The 19,516-nt window shown below is 70.8% G+C and carries 19 protein-coding genes; 4 read left to right on the forward strand and 15 right to left on the reverse strand.

The window, feature by feature from the left end; all coding sequences use genetic code 11:
• Positions 1-144: 144 nt before the first annotated feature.
• The 6 genes from pyrE to ACFY8O_RS19040 all read right to left on the reverse strand — a co-directional run bounded on the left by pyrE (position 145) and on the right by ACFY8O_RS19040 (position 5,426).
• Entirely contained in the window at positions 145-684 is a 540-nt protein-coding gene (pyrE, locus tag ACFY8O_RS19015) for an orotate phosphoribosyltransferase (RefSeq protein WP_145812994.1), read from the reverse strand.
• A gap of 30 nt (positions 685-714) precedes the next feature.
• Entirely contained in the window at positions 715-1,509 is a 795-nt protein-coding gene (locus ACFY8O_RS19020; protein ID WP_387903838.1) for an aldose epimerase family protein, read from the reverse strand.
• Positions 1,510-1,538: 29 nt separating this feature from the next.
• Positions 1,539-2,546, reverse strand: coding sequence for a carbon monoxide dehydrogenase (locus ACFY8O_RS19025; RefSeq protein ID WP_387903841.1), 1,008 nt, complete (start codon positions 2,544-2,546; stop codon positions 1,539-1,541).
• Positions 2,547-2,639: 93 nt separating this feature from the next.
• On the reverse strand, positions 2,640-4,232 hold the full coding sequence (locus ACFY8O_RS19030) for a polyamine aminopropyltransferase (RefSeq protein WP_387903843.1): 1,593 nt from the start codon (positions 4,230-4,232) through the stop codon (positions 2,640-2,642).
• A gap of 97 nt (positions 4,233-4,329) precedes the next feature.
• Positions 4,330-4,854, reverse strand: a complete 525-nt coding sequence (locus ACFY8O_RS19035) for a DUF2617 family protein (RefSeq protein ID WP_145812987.1) — start codon at positions 4,852-4,854, stop codon at positions 4,330-4,332.
• 311 nt (positions 4,855-5,165) lie between these two features.
• Entirely contained in the window at positions 5,166-5,426 is a 261-nt protein-coding gene (locus tag ACFY8O_RS19040; protein ID WP_145812985.1) for a hypothetical protein, read from the reverse strand.
• 125 nt (positions 5,427-5,551) lie between these two features.
• Here ACFY8O_RS19040 and ACFY8O_RS19045 point away from each other — a divergent pair, with 125 nt between their 5' ends.
• Positions 5,552-6,730: a pyridoxal phosphate-dependent aminotransferase gene (locus ACFY8O_RS19045; protein WP_387903846.1), complete on the forward strand. Its 1,179-nt coding sequence runs from the start codon at positions 5,552-5,554 to the stop codon at positions 6,728-6,730.
• Positions 6,731-6,827: 97 nt separating this feature from the next.
• On the opposite strand, the gene ACFY8O_RS19050 is transcribed toward ACFY8O_RS19045, so the two are convergent.
• From ACFY8O_RS19050 to clpB, 3 genes are all read right to left on the reverse strand, one after another.
• A complete protein-coding gene (locus ACFY8O_RS19050) occupies positions 6,828-7,373 on the reverse strand; it encodes a YbjN domain-containing protein (protein ID WP_387903849.1) in 546 nt (181 codons plus the stop codon).
• An 82-nt stretch (positions 7,374-7,455) separates the two neighbouring features.
• A complete protein-coding gene (locus ACFY8O_RS19055) occupies positions 7,456-8,724 on the reverse strand; it encodes an MFS transporter (protein WP_145812979.1) in 1,269 nt (422 codons plus the stop codon).
• 336 nt (positions 8,725-9,060) lie between these two features.
• Complete coding sequence (gene clpB / locus ACFY8O_RS19060) at positions 9,061-11,661, reverse strand: ATP-dependent chaperone ClpB (protein ID WP_387903852.1); 2,601 nt, start codon at positions 11,659-11,661, stop codon at positions 9,061-9,063.
• A gap of 137 nt (positions 11,662-11,798) precedes the next feature.
• Here clpB and ACFY8O_RS19065 point away from each other — a divergent pair, with 137 nt between their 5' ends.
• Positions 11,799-12,200, forward strand: coding sequence for a pyridoxamine 5'-phosphate oxidase family protein (locus ACFY8O_RS19065; RefSeq protein WP_145812975.1), 402 nt, complete (start codon positions 11,799-11,801; stop codon positions 12,198-12,200).
• A 134-nt stretch (positions 12,201-12,334) separates the two neighbouring features.
• On the opposite strand, the gene ACFY8O_RS19070 is transcribed toward ACFY8O_RS19065, so the two are convergent.
• Positions 12,335-12,655 (reverse strand): Rieske (2Fe-2S) protein, encoded by a 321-nt coding sequence (locus tag ACFY8O_RS19070; RefSeq protein ID WP_033296620.1) that lies wholly within the window; start codon positions 12,653-12,655, stop codon positions 12,335-12,337.
• Positions 12,652-12,879: a 5'-nucleotidase gene (locus ACFY8O_RS19075; protein WP_387903856.1), complete on the reverse strand. Its 228-nt coding sequence runs from the start codon at positions 12,877-12,879 to the stop codon at positions 12,652-12,654. The genes ACFY8O_RS19070 and ACFY8O_RS19075 overlap by 4 nt, the downstream gene beginning before the upstream one ends.
• A gap of 287 nt (positions 12,880-13,166) precedes the next feature.
• Here ACFY8O_RS19075 and ACFY8O_RS19080 point away from each other — a divergent pair, with 287 nt between their 5' ends.
• Both ACFY8O_RS19080 and ACFY8O_RS19085 read left to right on the forward strand, forming a co-directional pair.
• The gene (locus tag ACFY8O_RS19080) at positions 13,167-14,012 is read left to right on the forward strand and encodes a helix-turn-helix transcriptional regulator (RefSeq protein WP_145813049.1); all 846 of its coding nucleotides are present in this window, start codon (positions 13,167-13,169) and stop codon (positions 14,010-14,012) included.
• A gap of 160 nt (positions 14,013-14,172) precedes the next feature.
• Entirely contained in the window at positions 14,173-15,180 is a 1,008-nt protein-coding gene (locus ACFY8O_RS19085; RefSeq protein ID WP_145812970.1) for a helix-turn-helix transcriptional regulator, read from the forward strand.
• Between the two features lie 29 nt (positions 15,181-15,209).
• Here the strand turns inward: ACFY8O_RS19085 and ACFY8O_RS19090 are convergent, their stop codons facing one another.
• The 4 genes from ACFY8O_RS19090 to dnaK all read right to left on the reverse strand — a co-directional run bounded on the left by ACFY8O_RS19090 (position 15,210) and on the right by dnaK (position 19,445).
• A complete protein-coding gene (locus tag ACFY8O_RS19090; protein WP_014046944.1) occupies positions 15,210-15,656 on the reverse strand; it encodes a heat shock protein transcriptional repressor HspR in 447 nt (148 codons plus the stop codon).
• A 1-nt stretch (position 15,657) separates the two neighbouring features.
• On the reverse strand, positions 15,658-16,848 hold the full coding sequence (gene dnaJ / locus ACFY8O_RS19095) for a molecular chaperone DnaJ (protein ID WP_145812967.1): 1,191 nt from the start codon (positions 16,846-16,848) through the stop codon (positions 15,658-15,660).
• 93 nt (positions 16,849-16,941) lie between these two features.
• A complete protein-coding gene (gene grpE, locus ACFY8O_RS19100; protein ID WP_387903861.1) occupies positions 16,942-17,592 on the reverse strand; it encodes a nucleotide exchange factor GrpE in 651 nt (216 codons plus the stop codon).
• On the reverse strand, positions 17,589-19,445 hold the full coding sequence (gene dnaK / locus ACFY8O_RS19105) for a molecular chaperone DnaK (RefSeq protein ID WP_145812962.1): 1,857 nt from the start codon (positions 19,443-19,445) through the stop codon (positions 17,589-17,591). Before dnaK ends, grpE begins: the two co-directional genes overlap by 4 nt.
• Between the last annotated feature and the right edge of the window lie 71 nt (positions 19,446-19,516).

The raw sequence follows: 19,516 nt of genomic DNA on the forward strand, positions 1-19,516 counted from the left end.
CGGGTGTTCAGGCTGGGTCCCTGACCTGGGGGCGACGTCATCGTCGCCCTTATCTTCCCAGACTCTCGCTCCGGCTCCACGCTGCCCGCCGAGTAAGGCGCCCTGTTTCACGTGAAACAGGGCGCCCCTCGAAGAAGCCGCAGGTCAGGCCAGGTCGAGGTCCGCCACGGAGTAGACGTGAAGGTAGGGCAGCCCGGCCTCGGCGATCGCCGGAGCCGCTCCGCGCTCCACGATCACCGCGACCGCCACGACCTCGCCGCCGGCCTCGCGCACCGCCTCGACCGCGGTCAGCGGGGAGCCGCCGGTCGTGGAGGTGTCCTCGACGACGAGGCAGCGGCGGCCCTTGACGTCCGTGCCCTCGATGCGGCGCTGCATCCCGTGAGCCTTCTGCGCCTTGCGGACGACGAACGCGTCGAGGCTCTTCCCGCGTGCCGCCGAGGCGTGCAGCATCGAGGTGGCGACCGGGTCGGCGCCCAGGGTCAGCCCGCCGACGCAGTCGTAGTCCAGCTCGGCGGTGGCGTCGAGCATGACCTGGCCGACCAGCGGCGCGGCCTTGCCGTCCAGCGTGATCCGGCGCAGGTCGATGTACCAGTCGGCTTCCAGACCCGAGGAGAGGGTCACCTTGCCGTGCACCACGGCCTTGTCCTTGATCTGCTGGAGCAGCTCAGCGCGTACGTCAGTCATGTCAACGAGGGTAAGCGCTGCCGCGGAGGGTCAGAGCCGCACCCAGCTCCAGGTCGTGGCGATCTCCAGGGGTTCGATCGGGGTCACGAGCCGGGGGGCGGTGTTCAGTCCGTTCGGCGGACCGGACTGCGGCTCCACGCAGACCGCCTCCGCCTGTTCGTCGTAGATCACCACCCACTCGTCCCGGCTCCTGACCCTCAGCTCCAGCTGCTCGGGCCAGGTGAGCGTCACGTCGACACCGGCGGGCATGCCGAAGCAGTCGTCCCACGGGCCGGGCAGGGGGTCGATGCGGCGGCCGGTGGGCAGGTGGTTCTCGCCCCGCTCCTCCTGCCAGTCCGCCTCGAAGCCGATCCGCACGTCCTCGCCACCGAGGTTCCGCAGGAACCAGGGGTGCCACCCGCCCTGCGCCGGGAAGGAGTCCCCGTACGTCTCGATGCCGAGGCTCAGCGTCAGCGAGTCCTCGGTCAGCTCGAAGGTCTGCGTCACCCGGCCCTCGTACGGCCACGGCTCGGCCAGGTCGTAGAAGAACGCCGCCTCGGCCTCGTCCTGCCGGGCGGGCTTCCAGGCGGTGTCGCGGCCGGTGCCGTGGATGGCGTGCGGCGGGGAGTTCAGCGGCAGCCGGTGCAGCTCTCCGCCGTTGCGGAACAGGCCGTTCTCGGTGCGTCCGCACCACGGCACCATCGGGAAGCAGCCGTACCGCTCACCCTGGCGCAGTAGTTCGGTACCCCCGATGCGCAGGCTGCCGATGCGGCAGCCATGGACGGGGTCGACGGTCAACTCGGCATCGCCGGCGGTCAGCCGGACGTTCTTCCCAACATCGCTCACGCCACGACACTACTGGCGCGGGGCCCCTCTCACGGCCTCCTGCGCCGCAGAGCCCTGCCGACGACCACGGCCGAGGCGATCGCGAGGGCCGCGGCCGGGGCGGCCCAGCGCAGCGTCATCCCCGCGGCTCCCGCCTCGGGCGACGGGACGGGGGCGTACCGGCCGCGCGGCGGGGCGTGGTCGACCTCCTCCGCGCTGCGGCCGATCATGGTGCGCCGGGCGTGCGCGGCCTCGGCGGGCGGTTCGTCGGGCACGGTGAACTCCAGCTCAGCAGAAGGGTCGAGCGACGACTCCGGCACGGGTGTGTCGAAGACGGATTCCCCGTCCGAGGGCGTCTGCCCCTCGGGGGTGCCGGGAGCCTGCTCGGAGGGAGCCCCGGGCGACGTGCCGACCGGTTCCTCCGGCTTCTCCTCCGCGGACGCGTCGGGTTCCTTTTCCGCCGGCGCCTCAGGAGTCGCCCCCGTGGGCGCCTCGGAGGTCTTCCCCGAGGGCGCGTCGGGCGTCTTCTCCGCGGACGGCGTCCTCCCCCCGGACGTGCCGGGCGCGGAGGGGTCCGTCGTCCGCCCCGCTTCCCGCTCCGGCGCGTCCTCGTGCGTCGCGAGGGTCTCCGTCACCAGCTGCTGCGTGAAGCGGTCCAGCAGCCGTTGCGCCGAGGCGAGCGCCGTCGCCCCGTCCAGGTCCACGACGCGGCCGTCACCGCTCGCCGTCCCTGTGAAGCGGATCGTCGTCCCGCCGTCCGTCTCCGTGAGCCCGATGGTCAGCGCCAGCTTCGCCGAGCCGGTGCCCCGGGCCTCCACGCCCTCACCCGACACGGAGAAGGCACTCGCGTCGCCTTCGCCCGAGGGCCGCAGGCTCAGCGCCCCGCGATACGTGATCGTGTGACCGTCGGCCCGGAACTTCAGCCGTCCTGCCAGCGGGCCCGCCGACGCGTCGGCATCCTGCTGGAGTCCGGGCACACATCTGGCGACGCGGGCAGGATCACCCAGCGTCCGCCGAAGGGACGCGACCGGAACCGGAACGAACACCTCATGCTCCATACCGCCCGAGCCTACTCAGCCCCGGCCGTCCCGTCAGCGCTTCCGCGCCCCGTGACCCGCGCACTGCACGGCTGCCGCGCCGCCCCGGCACCCTCATCGCTCCTCCCGGTAGCGCGGATGCACCAGCGTGGACGGCGGCACCCCCCGCTCGCCTGCACGCTCCGCCCCGTGCCGGGCCACCCGCAGATCCCGCTCCCCCAGCGTCGCCAGCTCCGGCGCCCGGGGGTCGAGGCCGAGCGGGCCCGGGGCGTGCCGGGCGGCGAGCACGAATCCCCAGTCCCGGGGCACCGCGCCGGCTCGGCGGTCCTGCCCGGCCGCGGAGCCGGTGAGGCGCCCGCGCACACGGTACGGACGCGTCCTCAGGCCGCTCGCCCGCACCGAGGCGTCCACCGTCCAGAACGTCTCCGGCCGGCCGGCCGGCGACCCCGCGTGCACCACCAGCCGGCCACCGGGCTCCAGGACGCCGGCGACGAGACCGTAGAACTCGGCGGCGTAGAGCTTCGAACCCGCCGTGATCCCGGGATCGGGGAGGTCCGAGATCACCACGTCGAAGCGCCCCCGTGCGGCCCTCAGCCAGGTGAACGCGTCCGCGGTGGCCGTGCTCAGCCGGGGGTCCTCGTAGGCGTGCCCGTTCAGCCGGGAGAGCGCCGGGTCCGTACGGGCCAAGCGGGTGACGGCCGGATCGAGCTCGACCACCACCACGGACGTGACGTCCGGGTAGCGCAGTACCTCCCGGGCGGCCAGTCCGTCGCCCCCGCCCAGGATCAGCACCCGCCGGTGGGTGCCCTTCATCGCCGGGTGCACGAGCGCCTCGTGGAAGCGGTACTCGTCCCGGGAGCTGACCCGCAGCCGCCCGTCCAGATAGAGGTCGAGCGAGCCACGCCCCGTCCCGGTGAGGACGACCTCCTGGACCCCGGTCCGCTCGGCGACCCGCACCTCGGCCCCGTAGACCGCGCGCCGGGCCGCCCGCTCGAAGTCGTCGACCAGCACCGTGGCCGTGGCCAGCAGGGCGATGACGACGGCGTTGACCACGATCAGCAGCCTGCGCTCGCTGGCGCGGAGATCGCGCCGGAAGACCCACAGCACCAGCGCCCCGCCCGCCACCGCGTTGACCCCGCCGGTGAACAGCGCCCCGGTGAGCTGGCCCATCACCGGCAGCAGCAGGAACGGGAAGGCGAGCCCGCCCACCAGCGCGCCCACGTAGTCGGCGGCGAAGAGGTCCGCGACCGCGCCGCCCGCGTCCTGCCGGTCGACCCGCTGGATCAGCGTCATCAGCAGCGGGATCTCCGCGCCGATCAGGATGCCGATGGCGAGTGAGAAGCACACCAGCGCGTGACGCGACTCGCCCAGCCAGGCGAAGGACGCGTGGAGGACCAGCGCCGAGGTGCCGCCCGTCAGCGCGAGGGCCGCCTCGATCAGCCCGAAGCCCACGGCGGCACGGCAGCGTAAACGTTTCGCGAGAAGGGACCCGATGCCCATCGCGAACACCATCACGGAGAGCACCACGGACGCCTGCGTGACCGAGTCACCGATCAGGTACGAGGCGAGCGCGACCAGTTCCAGCTCGTACACCAGACCGCACGCGGCGCAGACGAACACCACGGCCAGCACCAGGAACCTGCCGGTTCTCGGCCGTACCGGAAGTCGTGCCGCGCCCCGTCGCACCGGCGTCTGCTGGTCGATCATGAGGCGAACGCTACGTGACGGAATCGTCGCGCCTTGTCACCCACACGGGTGTAAGTGGCGCACGGCCGGAAACACTTCCGGCGGCCCCGGCCGCCGCTCAGGAGACCCGCGCCCCGGCCCGCACCCCCACCCGCGTCCTGGTCACGACGAGCTGCCCCTCCTGCGGATACGCGTGCCAGGTGCGCCAGCGCACCTGGCCCTCCGCACGCTGCGCCAGCATCGCCGTGAAGGCGTAGGGACTGCCGGGAAATGTCCCCGCCAGCCCGTGCGGATGGTCGGTCACCAGCGCGAGCAACTCCTGTGCGCGTCCCGCGAAGGAGCCCTCGGAGAGCGTCTCGACGCGTGCCGCGAACTCGTACTCCCAGTCACCCACGCTCTCGGCGACACCGAGGGGCAGGGGGGTACTGCTGCCCGGGAGGCAGGCGACGGTCTCCGAACAGGTTCGCCGCTCCTCCTCCGTCAGGAGGACCTGGTGGGAGGCGCCGAGCAGCCTCATCTGCACCTTCGCACCGCCCAGTTCGAGGTCGAGCACGGCGAGAGCCGGCAGCGGCTCGCACCCGAGCGCCCACGCCAGATCGGCGGCGCGGGTATCGGAGTAGGAGGTCTGAAGGGTCGTGAGCATGGATCGGCTCCGCAGGACACACAAGGACTCATGGACAGGAGGTGCCCCCGTGCGGTGCACATGGGGCGGGGAAGCCCGATCCGGCCCAACTGGGGTCCGAGGGCTGAATGTTCTCTACATCGATGCAATCACGAAGTACGCGGCACTCACAGCGTTTTTACCCAACTTGCCGTGGTTTCCATCCGTCAGGGGGCAGCCCGGTTCAGTTGTTCCCCGCACCCCCAACCAAAAGATGTCCGGCGGGAGTTAGCTCCCGCCGGACACCTCACACCCGCGTTCCCCGTCCGTGGCGCACGGCCGGCGCCGCCGGCTCAGTCACCGCCGCCACCCCCGCAGCCGCCCCCGCCGCCGCACGAGTGGCCGCCGCCGCCGCACGAGTGGCCTCCGCCGCTGTCACCGCCCCACCAACTGCCCCCGTCGGAGCCACCGCCACCGCCGCCACTGTCCGAACCCCGGCGCCCTCGCCCGGCACGCCCCCCGAGCGGCTTCTTCCTGCCGCCCGACCCCGAGGCGAGGGCGGTGATCCCCGCCACCACGATCCCCAGGAACACGATGAAGACGAACAACTCCATCGACCTCACATCCTTCTGTCCCCCGAAGCGAGGTCCCCGCTTCTCACGTGCCCGGTGGATTCCCGCGCCCCGCCCGGGCCAAAGCAGACTTGAGCAACTCCAGAGCTTCGGCCCAGGATGGCGCCATGACACAGGGACGACCGCTGCTCAACCGCCGCCTCACCGACTTCGGTACGACGATCTTCGCGGAGATGTCGGCGCTGGCCGTGCGGACCGGATCGATCAACCTCGGCCAGGGCTTCCCCGACACCGACGGCCCGGAGGCGATCCGCGAGGCCGCGGTACGGGCCGTACGCGCCGGCCACGGCAACCAGTACCCGCCCGGCCCCGGCGTACCCGAACTGCGCGCCGCCGTGGCGGAGCACCAGCAGCGGCACCACGGCCTGGCCTACGACCCGGACACCGAGGTCCTCGTCACCACGGGCGCGACCGAGGCGGTCGCCGCCTCCCTGCTGGCCCTCCTGGAGCCCGGCGACGAGGTCATCGCCCTGGAGCCCTACTACGACTCCTACGCCGCCTGCATCGCCATGGCGGGCGGCACCCGCGTGCCCGTCACCCTCCGGCCCCACGAAGGCGCCTTCCGGCTCGATCTCGACGAACTCCGCGCCGCCGTCACCCCCCGCACCCGGCTCATCCTGCTCAACACCCCGCACAACCCGACCGGGACCGTGCTGAGCCGCGAGGAGCTGGCCGCGATCGCCGCGCTGGCCTGCGAGCGGGACCTGCTCGTCGTCACCGACGAGGTCTACGAGCACCTCGTCTTCGAGGGGGAGCACATCCCCCTCGCGTCCTTCCCCGGCATGCGCGAGCGTGTGGTCACGATCAGCAGTGCCGGCAAGACGTTCTCGCTGACGGGGTGGAAGATCGGCTGGATCACCGCGAGCCCGGAGCTGGTCACCGCCGTGCGCTCCGCCAAGCAGTTCCTCACGTACGTCTCCGGGGGCCCCTTCCAGTACGCCGTCGCGGAGGCCCTGCGGCTGCCCGGCAGCTACTTCGACGAGCTGCGCGCGGACCTGCGCGCCAAACGCGACCTGCTGAGCGAGGGACTCGCCGAGGCGGGCTTCGACGTCTACCGGCCCGCCGGCACGTACTTCGTCACCGTCGACATCCGCCCCCTCGGGGCCGAGGACTGCTTCGCCTTCTGCCGGGCGCTGCCCGAGCGGTGCGGGGTGGTCGCCGTCCCGAACGCCGTCTTCTACGACCACCGCGCGCAGGGAGCGCCCTTCGTGCGCTTCGCGTTCTGCAAGCGTACGGACGTGCTCACCGAGGCGGTCACCCGGCTGAAGGGCCTCCGGGGGGCCTGACCCCGGCCGCCCGGACGGGCCCCGGCACGGCGAAGGCCCGGCCGGGGCCGTGGCCTCGTGGACCATGCCCGGACCGGGCCTCGCGCTGTCGGCCGGATCAGGCCTCGCCGGGCTCCTCGCCCTCCGCCTTCTGCTCGCCGGACGTCAGGCCCAGGCGCTCCACCAGCCACTTGTCGAACTCGATCGAGGCCCGCACCCAGCTGACCGTCGAGGAGACGAAGTGCTCCAGGCTGACGCCGGTGCCGATGAGCATCTGCGCCTCACCGATCAGCCGCACGGAGGCCGCGGCGCCCTCCTCGCCCTCGTGGGCGTGGGTGTAGACCTTGGGCCACAGGGTGCGGCGGTTCCAGTCGTCGATCGCGTCGAGCAGAACGGCGCGCTGGTCCAGGGAGTGGGCGCGGTCGTAGAACGTCCGCACCGAGAAGACCTGCTGCTCCTCCTCGCCGCGGAACATGAAGTAGGTGCGGAACTCTTCCCACGGCGCGGCGAGGTCGCCCTCGTCGTCGACGACGTACTTGAGCTCCATCTGGTCGAGGAGCTGCTTGACGAGGTCCTGGTCAGGGACCACGGGGCCCTCGGGTCCTGCGGCCTGCGGTTCGGGCTGTCCCCCGAAGTTAGGGATCGAGGACGGGTCGATAGACATCGCTGGGTACTCCTGTGGATCGCACGTGGTTTCCTGGCTCCGACCCTAGCCGCGATGGCGGCCGGGAGTCCCGCCCGGCGTTCTACGCGCTGAGGGGAATCGTCCCGGCGCTCGTTCCCCGGGCCCGTGACCAGGAAACCCCGACCAGGACCGCGCAGAGCGTTCCGACGAGTCCCGCGCCGCCGATGGTCTGGGCCGAGGAGCCGGACAGCTGCGCCGCCAGCCCGCCCGCCGCGACCCCGATGCCCTGCATGGCGGTCAGCCCCGACCTGGCCAGCCCCAGGGCCTGACCGCGCTGGCCGGCCGGGGTGAGCAGGACGAAGGTCGCCCCGGCGGTGATCTGGTACACGGAGAAGACGCCCGACACGAGCAGCACCAGCAGCGCCACCCCCACGCCGGGGCCCGCCCAGTAGACGACCAGTGGAAGGTTCGCGCCCACCGCCATCGGCCCGAGCAGCCGGCGCCGCCGCTCGACGTCGAGACCGGCCCGCCCGAGCAGGGCGGCGCCCAGGACCATTCCGGCGGGATGGGCGGCGAGCAGCAGTCCCACCGAGGCGGCGCTCGCGCCGGCCTCCTGCGCGAACGGCGCGGCCAGGCCCTCCGGGAGCACGATGAACCCCGCCAGCCAGCCGAGCGCGACCAGGGAGCGCAGCCGGGGGTCGGACCAGATCAGCACGGCCGCGCTCCGCACCTGGGTGTGCATCCGCCTCGGCGGCGCCCCGGCCGGCTCCTCCACCGGCCGCGCCTTCACGCCCAGCCTGATCAGGACGGCGGAGACCAGGAACGTCGCCGCGTTCAGCCCGAGGGAGACATGGCTGCCGAGCCACACGACGAGCACCCCGCCCACGGCGAACCCGATGAGCTGCCCGGCCTGATGAGTGATCATCATGACCCGCTGCCCCTGTTCGTACAGGCGCTCCCCGAGGACTGCGGGCATCAGGGCACCCTGCGACGCCCCGAACGGGGCTTCGGCGAGCTGTGCCAGGACGAGCAGCCCGGCGAGCAGCGGCAGAGGGGTGCCCGGCAGGGCCATGAGACCCACGAGGACCGCGCGCACCAGGTCGCAGCCGATCATGACCGTACGCCGCGGGAAGCGGTCGGCGAGGCCGGAGAGGAGGACGCCGGACAGCAGGGCGGGCAGGCTCGTCAGCGCGTAGGTCGCCGCGGTCCAGCCCGCCGACTCGGTGCGTTCGAAGACCAGGAGCGAGAGGGCCACCCGCGCGAGCTGGTCACCCAGCACCGACTGGGCATAAGCCGCCCACAGCGTCCGAAATTCGCTGTGGCGAATCAGGGTGCCACTTCCGCGATCCCTCGAATCCGCACCAGGCTCGCCAGATATCCGCTCCGTCATGCGCGTACCTTACCGGCTTCCGAATTAGTGAGAGCCTCCCCCGTCACAAAGGAAAAAGGCCCCGGAGTGTCCCGGTATCGAGCATGACTCGATCATGCCCATCGCCATTGCCACAGCTCGCACGGAAGGCCGCGATATGTATCGCGGCGGTACAAAAAGCGGTCCCGGAACGATCCGCACCCACCGGTCGGCCACACAATGGAATTTTTCGGCTCAATTTCGTGGGCGATATCCGTCGTCGATGCGTGCCGGATGCACCCATCAAAACCGGCGGCCCCGCACACACGTGTCCCCGGCCGGGACGCGAGGTCTGCCGGCCGGGGACGGGGGGTGCGTCTACAGGCTCTTCGCCTCCGTCGCGGTCCCGACGATCAGGCCGTCACCGGCCCGGTCCACCCGGACCGTGTCGCCGTCCTTGACCTCGCCCGCGAGGATCTCCTTGGCGAGCCGGTCCCCGATCGCGGTCTGGATGAGCCGTCGCAGCGGCCGGGCGCCGTACGCCGGGTCGTTGCCCTCCACGGCCAGCCAGGCCAGCGCCTCGGGCGTGACGTCGAGCTGGATCCTGCGGTCCGCCAGCCGCTGGGCCAGACGGGTGACCTGAAGCCCCGCGATGTGGGCCAGCTCGTCGCCGGACAGGGCGGAGAAGACGACCAGGTCGTCGAGCCGGTTGAGGAACTCGGGCTTGAAGGAGGCCCGCACGACCTCCAGGACCTGCTCCTTCTTCACCTCGGGCTCGATCAGCGGGTCGATGAGGAACTGGCTGCCCAGGTTCGACGTGAGGATCAGGATGGTGTTGCGGAAGTCCACCGTCCTGCCCTGCCCGTCGGTGAGCCGGCCGTCGTCGAGCACCTGGAGCAGGATGTCGAAGACCTCGGGGTGGGCCTTCTCGACCTCGTCCAGCAGCACGACGCTGTAGGGGCGGCGGCGCACCGCCTCCGTGAGCTGGCCGCCCTCCTCGTAGCCGACGTAGCCGGGCGGGGCCCCGACGAGCCTGGCGACGCTGTGCTTCTCGCTGTACTCGCTCATGTCGATGCGGATCATGGCCCGCTCGTCGTCGAACAGGAAGTCCGCGAGCGCCTTGGCCAGCTCCGTCTTGCCGACCCCGGTCGGGCCGAGGAAGAGGAACGAGCCGGTGGGCCGGTCGGGGTCGGCGATCCCCGCCCGGGTGCGGCGTACGGCGTCCGACACGGACCGCACGGCCTCGGTCTGGCCGATCAGCCGCCTGCCCAGCTCGGACTCCATCCGCAGCAGCTTCTGGGTCTCGCCCTCCAGGAGGCGGCCGGCCGGGATGCCGGTCCAGGCGCCCACGACGTCGGCGATGTCGTCCGGACCGACCTCCTCCTTGACCATGGTGTCCTTGGAGGCTTCCTGCTCGGCCTCGTCCGCCTCGGCCAGCTCACGCTCCAGGCCGGGGATCTCCCCGTAGAGCAGCTTGGACGCGGTGTCGAAGTCGCCGTCGCGCTGGGCGCGCTCGGCCTGGCCGCGCAGCTCGTCGAGGCGCTCCTTGAGCTCACCGACGCGGTTGAGGCCCTGCTTCTCCTTCTCCCAGCGGGCGGTGAGGCCGCGCAGCTCCTCCTCCTTGTCGGCGAGGTCGCGGCGGATCTTCTCCAGCCGCTGCTTGGAGCCCTGGTCGGTCTCGTTCTTGAGCGCCAGTTCCTCCATGTGCAGCCGGTCGACGGACCGCTGGAGCTCGTCGATCTCCAGCGGTGAGGAGTCGATCTCCATGCGGAGCCGGGACGCCGCCTCGTCGACGAGGTCGATGGCCTTGTCGGGGAGGAAACGGGAGGTGATGTAGCGGTCGGAGAGCGTCGCGGCGGCGACCAGCGAGGAGTCGGCGATCTGGACCTTGTGGTGCGCCTCGTAACGGCCCTTGAGGCCACGCAGGATCGCGATGGTGTCCTCGACGGACGGCTCGGCCACCAGGACCTGCTGGAAGCGGCGTTCCAGGGCCGGGTCCTTCTCGATGCGCTCGCGGTACTCGTCCAGCGTGGTGGCGCCGACCATGCGCAGCTCACCGCGGGCGAGCATCGGCTTGAGCATGTTCCCCGCGTCCATCGCGGAGTCGCCGCCGGCGCCCGCGCCGACGACGGTGTGCAGCTCGTCGATGAAGGTGATGATCTGCCCGTCGCTCTCCTTGATCTCGGAGAGGACGGTCTTGAGGCGTTCCTCGAACTCACCGCGGTACTTGGCCCCCGCGACCATCGCACCGAGGTCCAGGGAGACGAGCCGCTTGTTCCTCAGGGACTCGGGGACGTCACCCTTGACGATGCGCTGGGCGAGGCCCTCGACGACGGCCGTCTTGCCGACTCCGGGCTCACCGATGAGCACGGGGTTGTTCTTCGTGCGGCGCGACAGCACCTGCACGACGCGGCGGATCTCCTGGTCGCGGCCGATGACCGGGTCGAGCTTGCCCTCGCGCGCGGCGGCCGTGAAGTCCGTCCCGAACTTCTCCAGCGCCTTGTACTGGCCCTCGGGGTCGGGAGTGGTCACCCGGCGCCCTCCCCTGCTCTTCTCGAATGCGTCCAGCAGCTTCTTCGCACTGGCTCCCTGTCCGTCGAGGATCTCACCGGCGCGGCCCCCCTTCGCCGCGACGGCGATCAGCAGGTGCTCGGTGGAGAGGTAGTCGTCGCCCAGCTCCTTGGCCCGCCGGTCGGCGTCGGCCAGCACGGCGAGCAGCTCACGGCTCGGCTGCGGCGGCGCGACGGTCGACCCGGTGACGCTGGGCAGCGCGCCCAGGAGCCGCTCGGTCTCCTCGCGCACGGCCACCTGATCGGCCTCGGTGGCGGCCAGCAGGTCGATGATGTTGGCGTTGTCCTCGCCCGCGAGCAGCGCAAGCAGCAGATGCCCGGGGGTCAGGTCCGGATGTCCGTCCTTGACGGCCCTGCTGGTGGCCGCGTTGAGGGCGTCCCGGCTCTTGTTCGTCAGCTCGGCGTCCACGGGCGCTGTCTCCTCCTCGTACTGGTGCTTCCACGGAACTATGACTGCAACAACGGGTACAAAGTTGAGTCTATTCCACTCAAGGCAGGAACGAGGCCCGCACGGCCCCGGAATGTTCCTGTCTCTAGGCTGACCCCATGCCTGACGTGAGCAACCCCGGCCCCGAGTACCTCGCCTTCTGGCGGGAGCGCCATGTGTGCACCCTGACCACACTCCGCCCGGACGGAACCCCGCACGTGGTGCCCGTGGGGGTGACCTACGACCCGGAGACGCGGCTCGCGCGCGTCATCACCGGCAGGAACACCAGGAAGGTCGCCCACGTCCTGGCGGCGGGCCCGGAGGGGGCACGGGTCGCGGTCTGCCAGATCCAGGGGCGCCGCTGGGCGACCCTGGAGGGCCGGGCGGTGGTCCGTACGGAGCCCGGCGAGGTCGAGGACGCCGTACGCCGCTACGCGGAGCGCTACGAGCGCACCCCCCGGCCCAATCCGGAGCGGGTCGTCATCGAGATCGCCGTCGACAGGGCGCTCGGAAAAGGCTGAAACCCCGGACGGAAGAGGGCCCGGGGAATTCCGGGAAACATCCGGGCAGCACAACGGCGCCACCGTGTTCAGGTCACGATGGCGCCGTTGTGTGGGGGAAGTGCCCGAACGACATGGAACGACGGGGGAATCGTTCAGGCACTGCGGGGGGTGGCGGAAATGGCTTCTTGTTCGAACAGCTCATGATCACGCTGGTCGAGATTTACGAAAATCATGCCGTAGCGCACGGCACATCGAACGGGCTGCGGCGCTCCGCGCGGCCGACGGAGACAGCGATAGGCACGGATGTCGTCATCCGTTTCCATCACGACGACAATCGGTTCTCCGAACAGGGTGACCATCAACGAATCGCCCTGGCGGGTGAGGGCCGTGAGCAGATCGATGAAATGCCACCCTGAGCGGTACGCCGTGGCCATCTCCCGCCGGAAGGTGCGGTCGTCCGGTGGGGTGGTCATGCCGCGGTGCCGGTCGGAGCCGCACCCCACGTGATGTCACGTGGAGCGACACCCCAGGTGATGTCACCCGACGTCGCGCCCCAGGTGATGTCGGCCGGAGCGGCCCCCCAGGTGATGTCACCGGGTACGGCCGTCGCCTGCTCGGCCGGCGCGGCCCCCCAGGTGATGTCGTGGACACCCAACGCACCGTAGGCCAGGGCCCCCACGAAAGCTGTGGCAAGCACCGAGCGAAGCATTCGCTTAGACATTTCGGCTTCGTCCTCACTTGATGGATTCATCTCCCCCGCTCTCAAGACGATGTCTCACGCGGACACGCAAGCACCACTGGATCGATGCATCATGTTCTTGCACGTTCAGGAACATGGGGGGTGGAGATATGGATACATGCGACGCAAATGGGGCGCATCGGCACGGGATCACCCAACTATGCGATGCGGGGCAGCGTCTCTACGCGAGCGCGCTGCGCTCCGGCCGCATACCGCGTTCGGAGGTGGAACCCGCTCCGTGCCTGATGGACTTCGCCCTGCTCCACCCCGACCCCGACGACGCCGACTGGCTACGCCCCGTGCCGCCGTCGGCGGCCCTCGCCCAGCGGCTGCACCCCATCGAGAGGGAGATCCAGGAGCGCAGGCGCCACTCCCTGGCACTCACCGAGTCCTTCGAACCTTTCATGGACATCAGCGCGCAGGATCCGCCCACGACGCACGCAATCACCGTGCTCGAAGGCGGTACCCGCATCAACGCGGCCATCGACGTGGCCACGGCCGAGTGCCGCAGCGAGGTGCTCACCGTGCAGCCCGGAGGGGCCCGTAGCGAGGACATCCTCAGCAAGGGCCTGGAGCGCGGCACGGCCGTGGTGGACCGGGGTGTCAGCATCCGCACCCTCTACCAGCACACGGTCCGCCATCACCACGGCACGTTCGCGTACGCGGAGCGGCTCGCCGAGGGCGTCGAGATCCGCACGCTGGAGGAGCTCGTGCAGCGCATGCTCATCTTCGACCGCGCCGTCGCCTTCATCCCCGCTCAGGACGACCTGACGGTCGCACTGGAACTCCGGCACCCGGGTCTCGTCTCCTACCTGATCAACGTCTTCGAGCAACTCTGGCAACGCGCCACCCCCCTGCTGGAGGACGTCTCCTACACCCCGACCCCCGCCGGGATCAGCGGAGTTCAGCGCTCCATCGCCCAACTCCTCGTCGAAGGACATGTGGACGACTCCATCGCCCGGAGGCTGGGCATGAACGTACGCACCTGCCGGGCGCACATAGCCAAGCTCAACGCCGCCCTCGGAAGCGGCAGTCGGGCCCAGCTCGGCTACCTCATCTCGCAGTCGGGCATCCTGGACCAGAAGAGCTGACGGCCGGCGCGCCGCCGCGCGGTGCGCCGCCGCCCGGTGGCGCGTGGAACGGCTCGCGCCCCGGCCGGCTCTCCCGGCCACGACACCTCCACACTCCACCACGCCACTAGGCTTCCACCACCGGCAACTTGTTGCAGTGCACAAAGCGGGGGGCTCCCAGATGGGAACAGAACCGGTGCAACCGCCGCACCGTCACGGGCCTGGCGAACTCTGCGCCCCCGCACTCGAACTGTACGAGCGGGCGCTGCGCCAGGGGCGGATCGCCCGTCAGGAGCTCGGAGCCGCCCCGTGCCTCACCACCGGCGCCCTGGTCCAGCCCGACCCCTGGGACGAGCACTGGCTGCGTCCGGTACCGCCGTCCGCGGCCCTGTCCCGCCTGTTGCAGCCGCTCACCCGCGAGATCGACGAGCGCATCGAGCAGACGCTCCGGCTGACCCGCTCACTGGTGCCCCTGGCCGCCATCGCCGACGGTGACCCCCATCTGGCCATCACCATGCTGGAGGGTCCGGAGGCGATACGCACGGCCATCCAGGAGGCCACCGCCCAGGCGGCCGACGAGGTCCTGACCGCGCAACCGGGGAGCACCCGGCCCCAGGCCACCCTGCGGACGGCCCTGGACAACGCCACGACCGCCATCGCCCGGGGCGCCGGGCTCCGTCACATCTACCAGCACCCGGCGCGCTACAGCACCCAGGTCAGGGACTACCTGCGCCAGGTGCCCCCGGCCTCCCTCCAGGTGCGCACCACCGAGCTGACCGTGGAGCGGCTCCTCATCTTCGACCGCGCCGTGGCCTTCATCCCCGCCACCGCCGACCGCAGCGCGGCACTGCAGATCCGCCACCCCGCACTCGTCCGCTACCTGGTCCAGGTCTACGAGGTCCTCTGGGCGCAGGCCACCCCGCTCACCGAGCAACTGCCCGGGCCCGCGGCGGGGGTCCAGGTCACGGCCGTGCAGCAGAGCATCGCCCGGCTGCTCAGCGAGGGCCACGTCGACGAGGTGGTGGCCCGCAAGCTGGGCATCAGCGTCCGCACCTGCCGGTCCCACATCGCCAGGCTCACCCAGGCCCTCGGCGCCACCAGCCGGACGCATCTGGGCGTCCTGATCGTGCGGTCCGGCATCGTGGACGCCTCCGCGAGCACGCGGAAGGGGCCCGTACCGGAGTCGTGAGACTCCCGCACGGGCCCCTTCCGGACCGCTCAGTCCTTCGGCCTCTTCGGCCGCCAGACCACCAGCGCGCCGGTCTGCTGCACGTCCTGGTACGGCACCAGGTCCCGCCGGTAGGAGGCGTGCACCTGGGCCTCGCGCTGCTGCATGGCGACCGCTGCCCCGTCCACCGCCGCCGAGAGCTCGGCGACGCGCTGCTGGAGCGCGGCGACCTGGTTCTCCAGCTCGATGATGCGCTTGATGCCCGCGAGGTTGATGCCCTCGTCCTGCGACAACTGCTGCACGGTGCGCAGCAGTTCGATGTCACGGGCGGAGTAGCGCCGGCCGCGCCCGGCCGTGCGGTCGGGCGAGACCAGGCCGAGACGGTCGTACTGGCGCAGCGTCTGCGGGTGCAGGCCCGAGAGCTGGGCCGCGATCGAGATCACGTACACCGGTGATTCGTCGGTCAGCTGGTACGGATTGCGTCGACGGCCGTCCATCTCAAGCTCCCTTCGCAGCCTGGAACAGCTCCGCCCGCGGGTCCTCCCCCGCGGTCGCCTTGCGGTAGGACTCCAGCGCGTCCTGAGCCTCGGCGCCGAGGTCCGTGGGGACGGACACCTCGACGGTGACCAGGAGGTCGCCACGGGTGCCGTCCTTGCGCACGGCGCCCTTGCCCCGGGCCCGCATCGTACGTCCGTTGGGCGTACCCGCCGGAAGCTTCAGGGTGACCGGGGGCCCGCCGAGCGTGGGCACCTTCACCTCGCCGCCGAGCGCCGCCTCCGGGAAGGTGACGGGCACGGTGACCGTGAGGTTGTCGCCCTTGCGGCCGAAGACCGGGTGGGCGTCGACGTGGACGACGACGTACAGGTCGCCGGCCGGACCGCCGCGCTCCCCCGGGCTGCCCTTGCCGCGCAGCCGGATCCGCTGGTTGTCCAGGACCCCGGCGGGGATCCTGACCTGCATCGTGCGGGCCGACTTCGCCCGGCCGCTGCCCTTGCAGACGTCACAGGGGTCCTGGGCGATGAGGCCCCGCCCCTTGCAGTCCACACAGGGGTCGGTGAGCGAGAAGCCGCCGCCGGTGCCGCGGGAGACCTGCCCGGTGCCCACGCAGGTCGGGCAGACCCGCGGGGTGCCGTTCTTGTCGCCGGTGCCCGAGCACGCCTTGCAGGGTGCCTGGCTGGACATCCGCAGCGGGACCGTGGCCCCGTCGACCGCCTCGGTGAAGCTGAGTGTCACCTCGGACTCGATGTCCTGGCCGCGTCGCGGCTGGACACGGGTGCCACCGCCGCCCCGGTTGAAGAGGCCGCCGAAGACGTCTCCCAGGCCCCCGCCTCCGCCACCGCCGAAGCCGCCCGCGCCGCCCTGGGCACCGCCCGGGGCGCCTCCGAAGAGGTCGCCCAGGTCGAAGTTGAAGTTGCCGCCGGCGCCGCCGGGCCCCGCCCGGAAGCCTCCGTTGCCGAAGAGGGCGCGCGCCTCGTCGTACTCCTTGCGCTTCTTGGGGTCACCGAGGACGTCGTTCGCCTCGGAGATCTCCTTGAAGCGCTCCTCCGCCTTGGCGTCACCCTTGTTGGCGTCCGGGTGGTACTCGCGGGCGAGCTTCCGGTACGCCTTCTTGACCTCGGCGTCGGTGGCGTCCTTGGGGACGCCGAGGACCTTGTAGTAGTCCTTCTCGACGAAGTCCTTCGTGCTCATCGACGTCCCTCCTTCCGGACGATCGGCCGTGCGGCCGGCCCAGTGGCCGGCCGCACGCCCCGTCGGTGTTCACCGCGGTGGTCGGACGTGATGTCAGACCTCCTCGGTGCCACCGCTCTCCTCGTCGTCTGTCTTCTCTTCCTTCGCGGCCGAGGGCGTGGCGCCCGGCTGCGGTTCGGCCACGGCCACCCGCGCGGGGCGGATGGTGCGCTCCCCGATGCGGTACCCGGGCTGCAGGATCGCCACGCAGGTCGTCTCGGTGACGTCCGGCGCGTACGAGTGCATCAGGGCCTCGTGGATCGTCGGGTCGAAGGGCTCGCCCTCCTTGCCGAACTGCTGGAGGCCGAGCTTCGCGACGACCGTCTCCAGCGATTCGGCCACGGACTTGAACCCGCCGACGAGCTCGCCGTGCTCGCGGGCCCTGCCGACGTCGTCGAGCACGGGCAGGAGCTCGGTCAGGAGACCCGCGACCGCGATCTCCTTGACCGTCACCCGGTCACGCTCGACGCGGCGGCGGTAGTTCTGGTACTCGGCCTGGAGCCGCTGGAGGTCGCCCGTGCGCTCGTTGAGCGCGGTGCGGACCTGGTCCAGCTGAGCCGTCAGTGCCGCTGTCTGCTGTACGTCCCCGGCCGGGGCCGCCGCCTCCTCCTCGGAGGGGGTGGCGGCCTTCGGGTCGGCGTCGTCGGAGTTGGCGCCGGAGGGGACGTCAGGCTTCTCGTCGAAGCCCGGAGTCTCCTCGGTCACGCCGCACCGCCCTTCTGGTCCTTCTCGTCGTCCACGATCTCGGCGTCGACGACGTCGTCGTCGGCGGCCTTGGCCTGGCCGTCGCCCGGCGCCTCGGCGCCCGGCGTCGCACCCTCGGCCTGGGTGTTGGCGTACATCGCCTGGCCCAGCTTCTGGGAGACGGCCGCGACCTTCTCGGTGGCGGTGCGGATCTCGGCGGTGTCCTCGCCCTTGAGCTTCTCCTTCAGCTCGGTGAGCGCGGTCTCCACCTCCGTCTTCACGTCACCGGGGACCTTGTCCTCGTTGTCCTTGAGGAACTTCTCCGTCTGGTAGACGAGCTGCTCGCCCTGGTTACGGGACTCGGCGGCCTCGCGGCGGCGGTGGTCCTCGTCGGCGTACTGCTCGGCCTCCTCGCGCATCCGGTTGACCTCGTCCTTCGGCAGCGAGGAGCCGCCGGTGACGGTCATCTTCTGCTCCTTGCCGGTGCCGAGGTCCTTGGCGGCCACGTGCATGATGCCGTTGGCGTCGATGTCGAAGGCGACCTCGATCTGCGGCACGCCACGCGGGGCCGGCGGCAGACCGGTGAGCTCGAACATCCCGAGCTTCTTGTTGTACGCCGCGATCTCGCGCTCGCCCTGGTAGACCTGGATCTGCACGGACGGCTGGTTGTCCTCGGCCGTCGTGAAGATCTCGGAACGCTTGGTCGGGATCGTGGTGTTGCGCTCGATGAGCTTCGTCATGATCCCTCCCTTGGTCTCGATACCGAGGGACAGCGGGGTCACGTCGAGGAGCAGGACGTCCTTGACCTCACCCTTGAGGACACCGGCCTGGAGCGAGGCGCCGATGGCGACGACCTCGTCCGGGTTCACACCCTTGTTGGCGTCCTGGCCGCCCGTGAGCTCCTTGACGAGCTCGGCGACGGCCGGCATACGGGTCGAGCCACCGACGAGAACGACGTGGTCGATCTCGGAGAGCTGGATGCCCGCGTCCTTGATGACGTTGTGGAACGGGTTCTTGCAGCGGTCCAGGAGGTCCGCGGTCAGCTGCTGGAACTGCGAGCGCGTGAGCTTCTCGTCCAGGTGCAGCGGGCCCTCGGCGGACGCCGTGATGTAGGGCAGGTTGATCGTGGTCTCGGTCGAGGACGAGAGCTCGATCTTCGCCTTCTCCGCGGCCTCGCGGAGACGCTGGAGAGCCATCTTGTCCTTGGAGAGGTCCACGCCGTGCCCGTTGGCGAACTGCTTCACCAGGTAGTCGACGACGCGCTGGTCCCAGTCGTCACCACCGAGGTGGTTGTCACCGTTGGTGGCCTTCACCTCGACGACGCCGTCGCCGATCTCCAGGAGGGACACGTCGAAGGTGCCGCCACCGAGGTCGAAGACGAGGATCGTCTGGTCGTCCTTGTCGAGGCCGTAGGCCAGCGCCGCGGCGGTCGGCTCGTTGACGATGCGCAGGACGTTCAGGCCCGCGATCTCGCCGGCCTCCTTGGTCGCCTGGCGCTCCGAGTCGTTGAAGTACGCCGGGACGGTGATCACCGCGTCGGTGACCTTCTCGCCCAGGTACGCCTCGGCGTCGCGCTTCAGCTTCTGCAGGATGAAGGCGCTCATCTGCTGCGGGTTGAAGTTCTTGCCGTCCAGCTCGATCTTCCAGTCAGTGCCCATGTGGCGCTTGACCGAACGGATCGTCCTGTCGACGTTGGTGACCGCCTGGCGCTTGGCGACCTCGCCGACGAGCACCTCGCCGTTCTTGGCGAAGGCGACGACGGACGGCGTGGTCCTGGCGCCTTCGGCGTTGGTGATGACGGTGGGCTCGCCGCCTTCGAGAACGCTGACGACGGAGTTAGTCGTGCCCAGGTCGATGCCGACCGCACGTGCCATTTCAATTCCTCCAACTGACTACTTGAGTGGATCTGGCTCAAGGATGCATCACTCCCTCCCCGGAGTCAAAG

Source organism: Streptomyces argenteolus, assembly GCF_042902585.1.
Classification (GTDB): domain Bacteria; phylum Actinomycetota; class Actinomycetes; order Streptomycetales; family Streptomycetaceae; genus Streptomyces; species Streptomyces argenteolus.

What these genes read in the sequence shown, in the direction of transcription:
- ACFY8O_RS19055 (WP_145812979.1), bottom strand. Translation starts at nt 8,724, where the DNA reads ATGACGGAGCGGATATCTGGCGAGCCTGGTGCGGATTCGAGGGATCGC.
- ACFY8O_RS19040 (WP_145812985.1), bottom strand. Translation starts at nt 5,426, where the DNA reads ATGGAGTTGTTCGTCTTCATCGTGTTCCTGGGGATCGTGGTGGCGGGG.
- ACFY8O_RS19090 (WP_014046944.1), bottom strand. Translation starts at nt 15,656, where the DNA reads ATGGACGGCCGTCGACGCAATCCGTACCAGCTGACCGACGAATCACCG.
- ACFY8O_RS19085 (WP_145812970.1), top strand. Translation starts at nt 14,173, where the DNA reads ATGGGAACAGAACCGGTGCAACCGCCGCACCGTCACGGGCCTGGCGAA.
- ACFY8O_RS19070 (WP_033296620.1), bottom strand. Translation starts at nt 12,655, where the DNA reads ATGACCACCCCACCGGACGACCGCACCTTCCGGCGGGAGATGGCCACG.
- dnaK (WP_145812962.1), bottom strand. Translation starts at nt 19,445, where the DNA reads ATGGCACGTGCGGTCGGCATCGACCTGGGCACGACTAACTCCGTCGTC.
- pyrE (WP_145812994.1), bottom strand. Translation starts at nt 684, where the DNA reads ATGACTGACGTACGCGCTGAGCTGCTCCAGCAGATCAAGGACAAGGCC.
- ACFY8O_RS19065 (WP_145812975.1), top strand. Translation starts at nt 11,799, where the DNA reads ATGCCTGACGTGAGCAACCCCGGCCCCGAGTACCTCGCCTTCTGGCGG.
- ACFY8O_RS19030 (WP_387903843.1), bottom strand. Translation starts at nt 4,232, where the DNA reads ATGATCGACCAGCAGACGCCGGTGCGACGGGGCGCGGCACGACTTCCG.
- ACFY8O_RS19050 (WP_387903849.1), bottom strand. Translation starts at nt 7,373, where the DNA reads ATGTCTATCGACCCGTCCTCGATCCCTAACTTCGGGGGACAGCCCGAA.
- dnaJ (WP_145812967.1), bottom strand. Translation starts at nt 16,848, where the DNA reads ATGAGCACGAAGGACTTCGTCGAGAAGGACTACTACAAGGTCCTCGGC.
- ACFY8O_RS19035 (WP_145812987.1), bottom strand. Translation starts at nt 4,854, where the DNA reads ATGCTCACGACCCTTCAGACCTCCTACTCCGATACCCGCGCCGCCGAT.
- ACFY8O_RS19025 (WP_387903841.1), bottom strand. Translation starts at nt 2,546, where the DNA reads ATGGAGCATGAGGTGTTCGTTCCGGTTCCGGTCGCGTCCCTTCGGCGG.
- ACFY8O_RS19045 (WP_387903846.1), top strand. Translation starts at nt 5,552, where the DNA reads ATGACACAGGGACGACCGCTGCTCAACCGCCGCCTCACCGACTTCGGT.
- ACFY8O_RS19080 (WP_145813049.1), top strand. Translation starts at nt 13,167, where the DNA reads ATGGACTTCGCCCTGCTCCACCCCGACCCCGACGACGCCGACTGGCTA.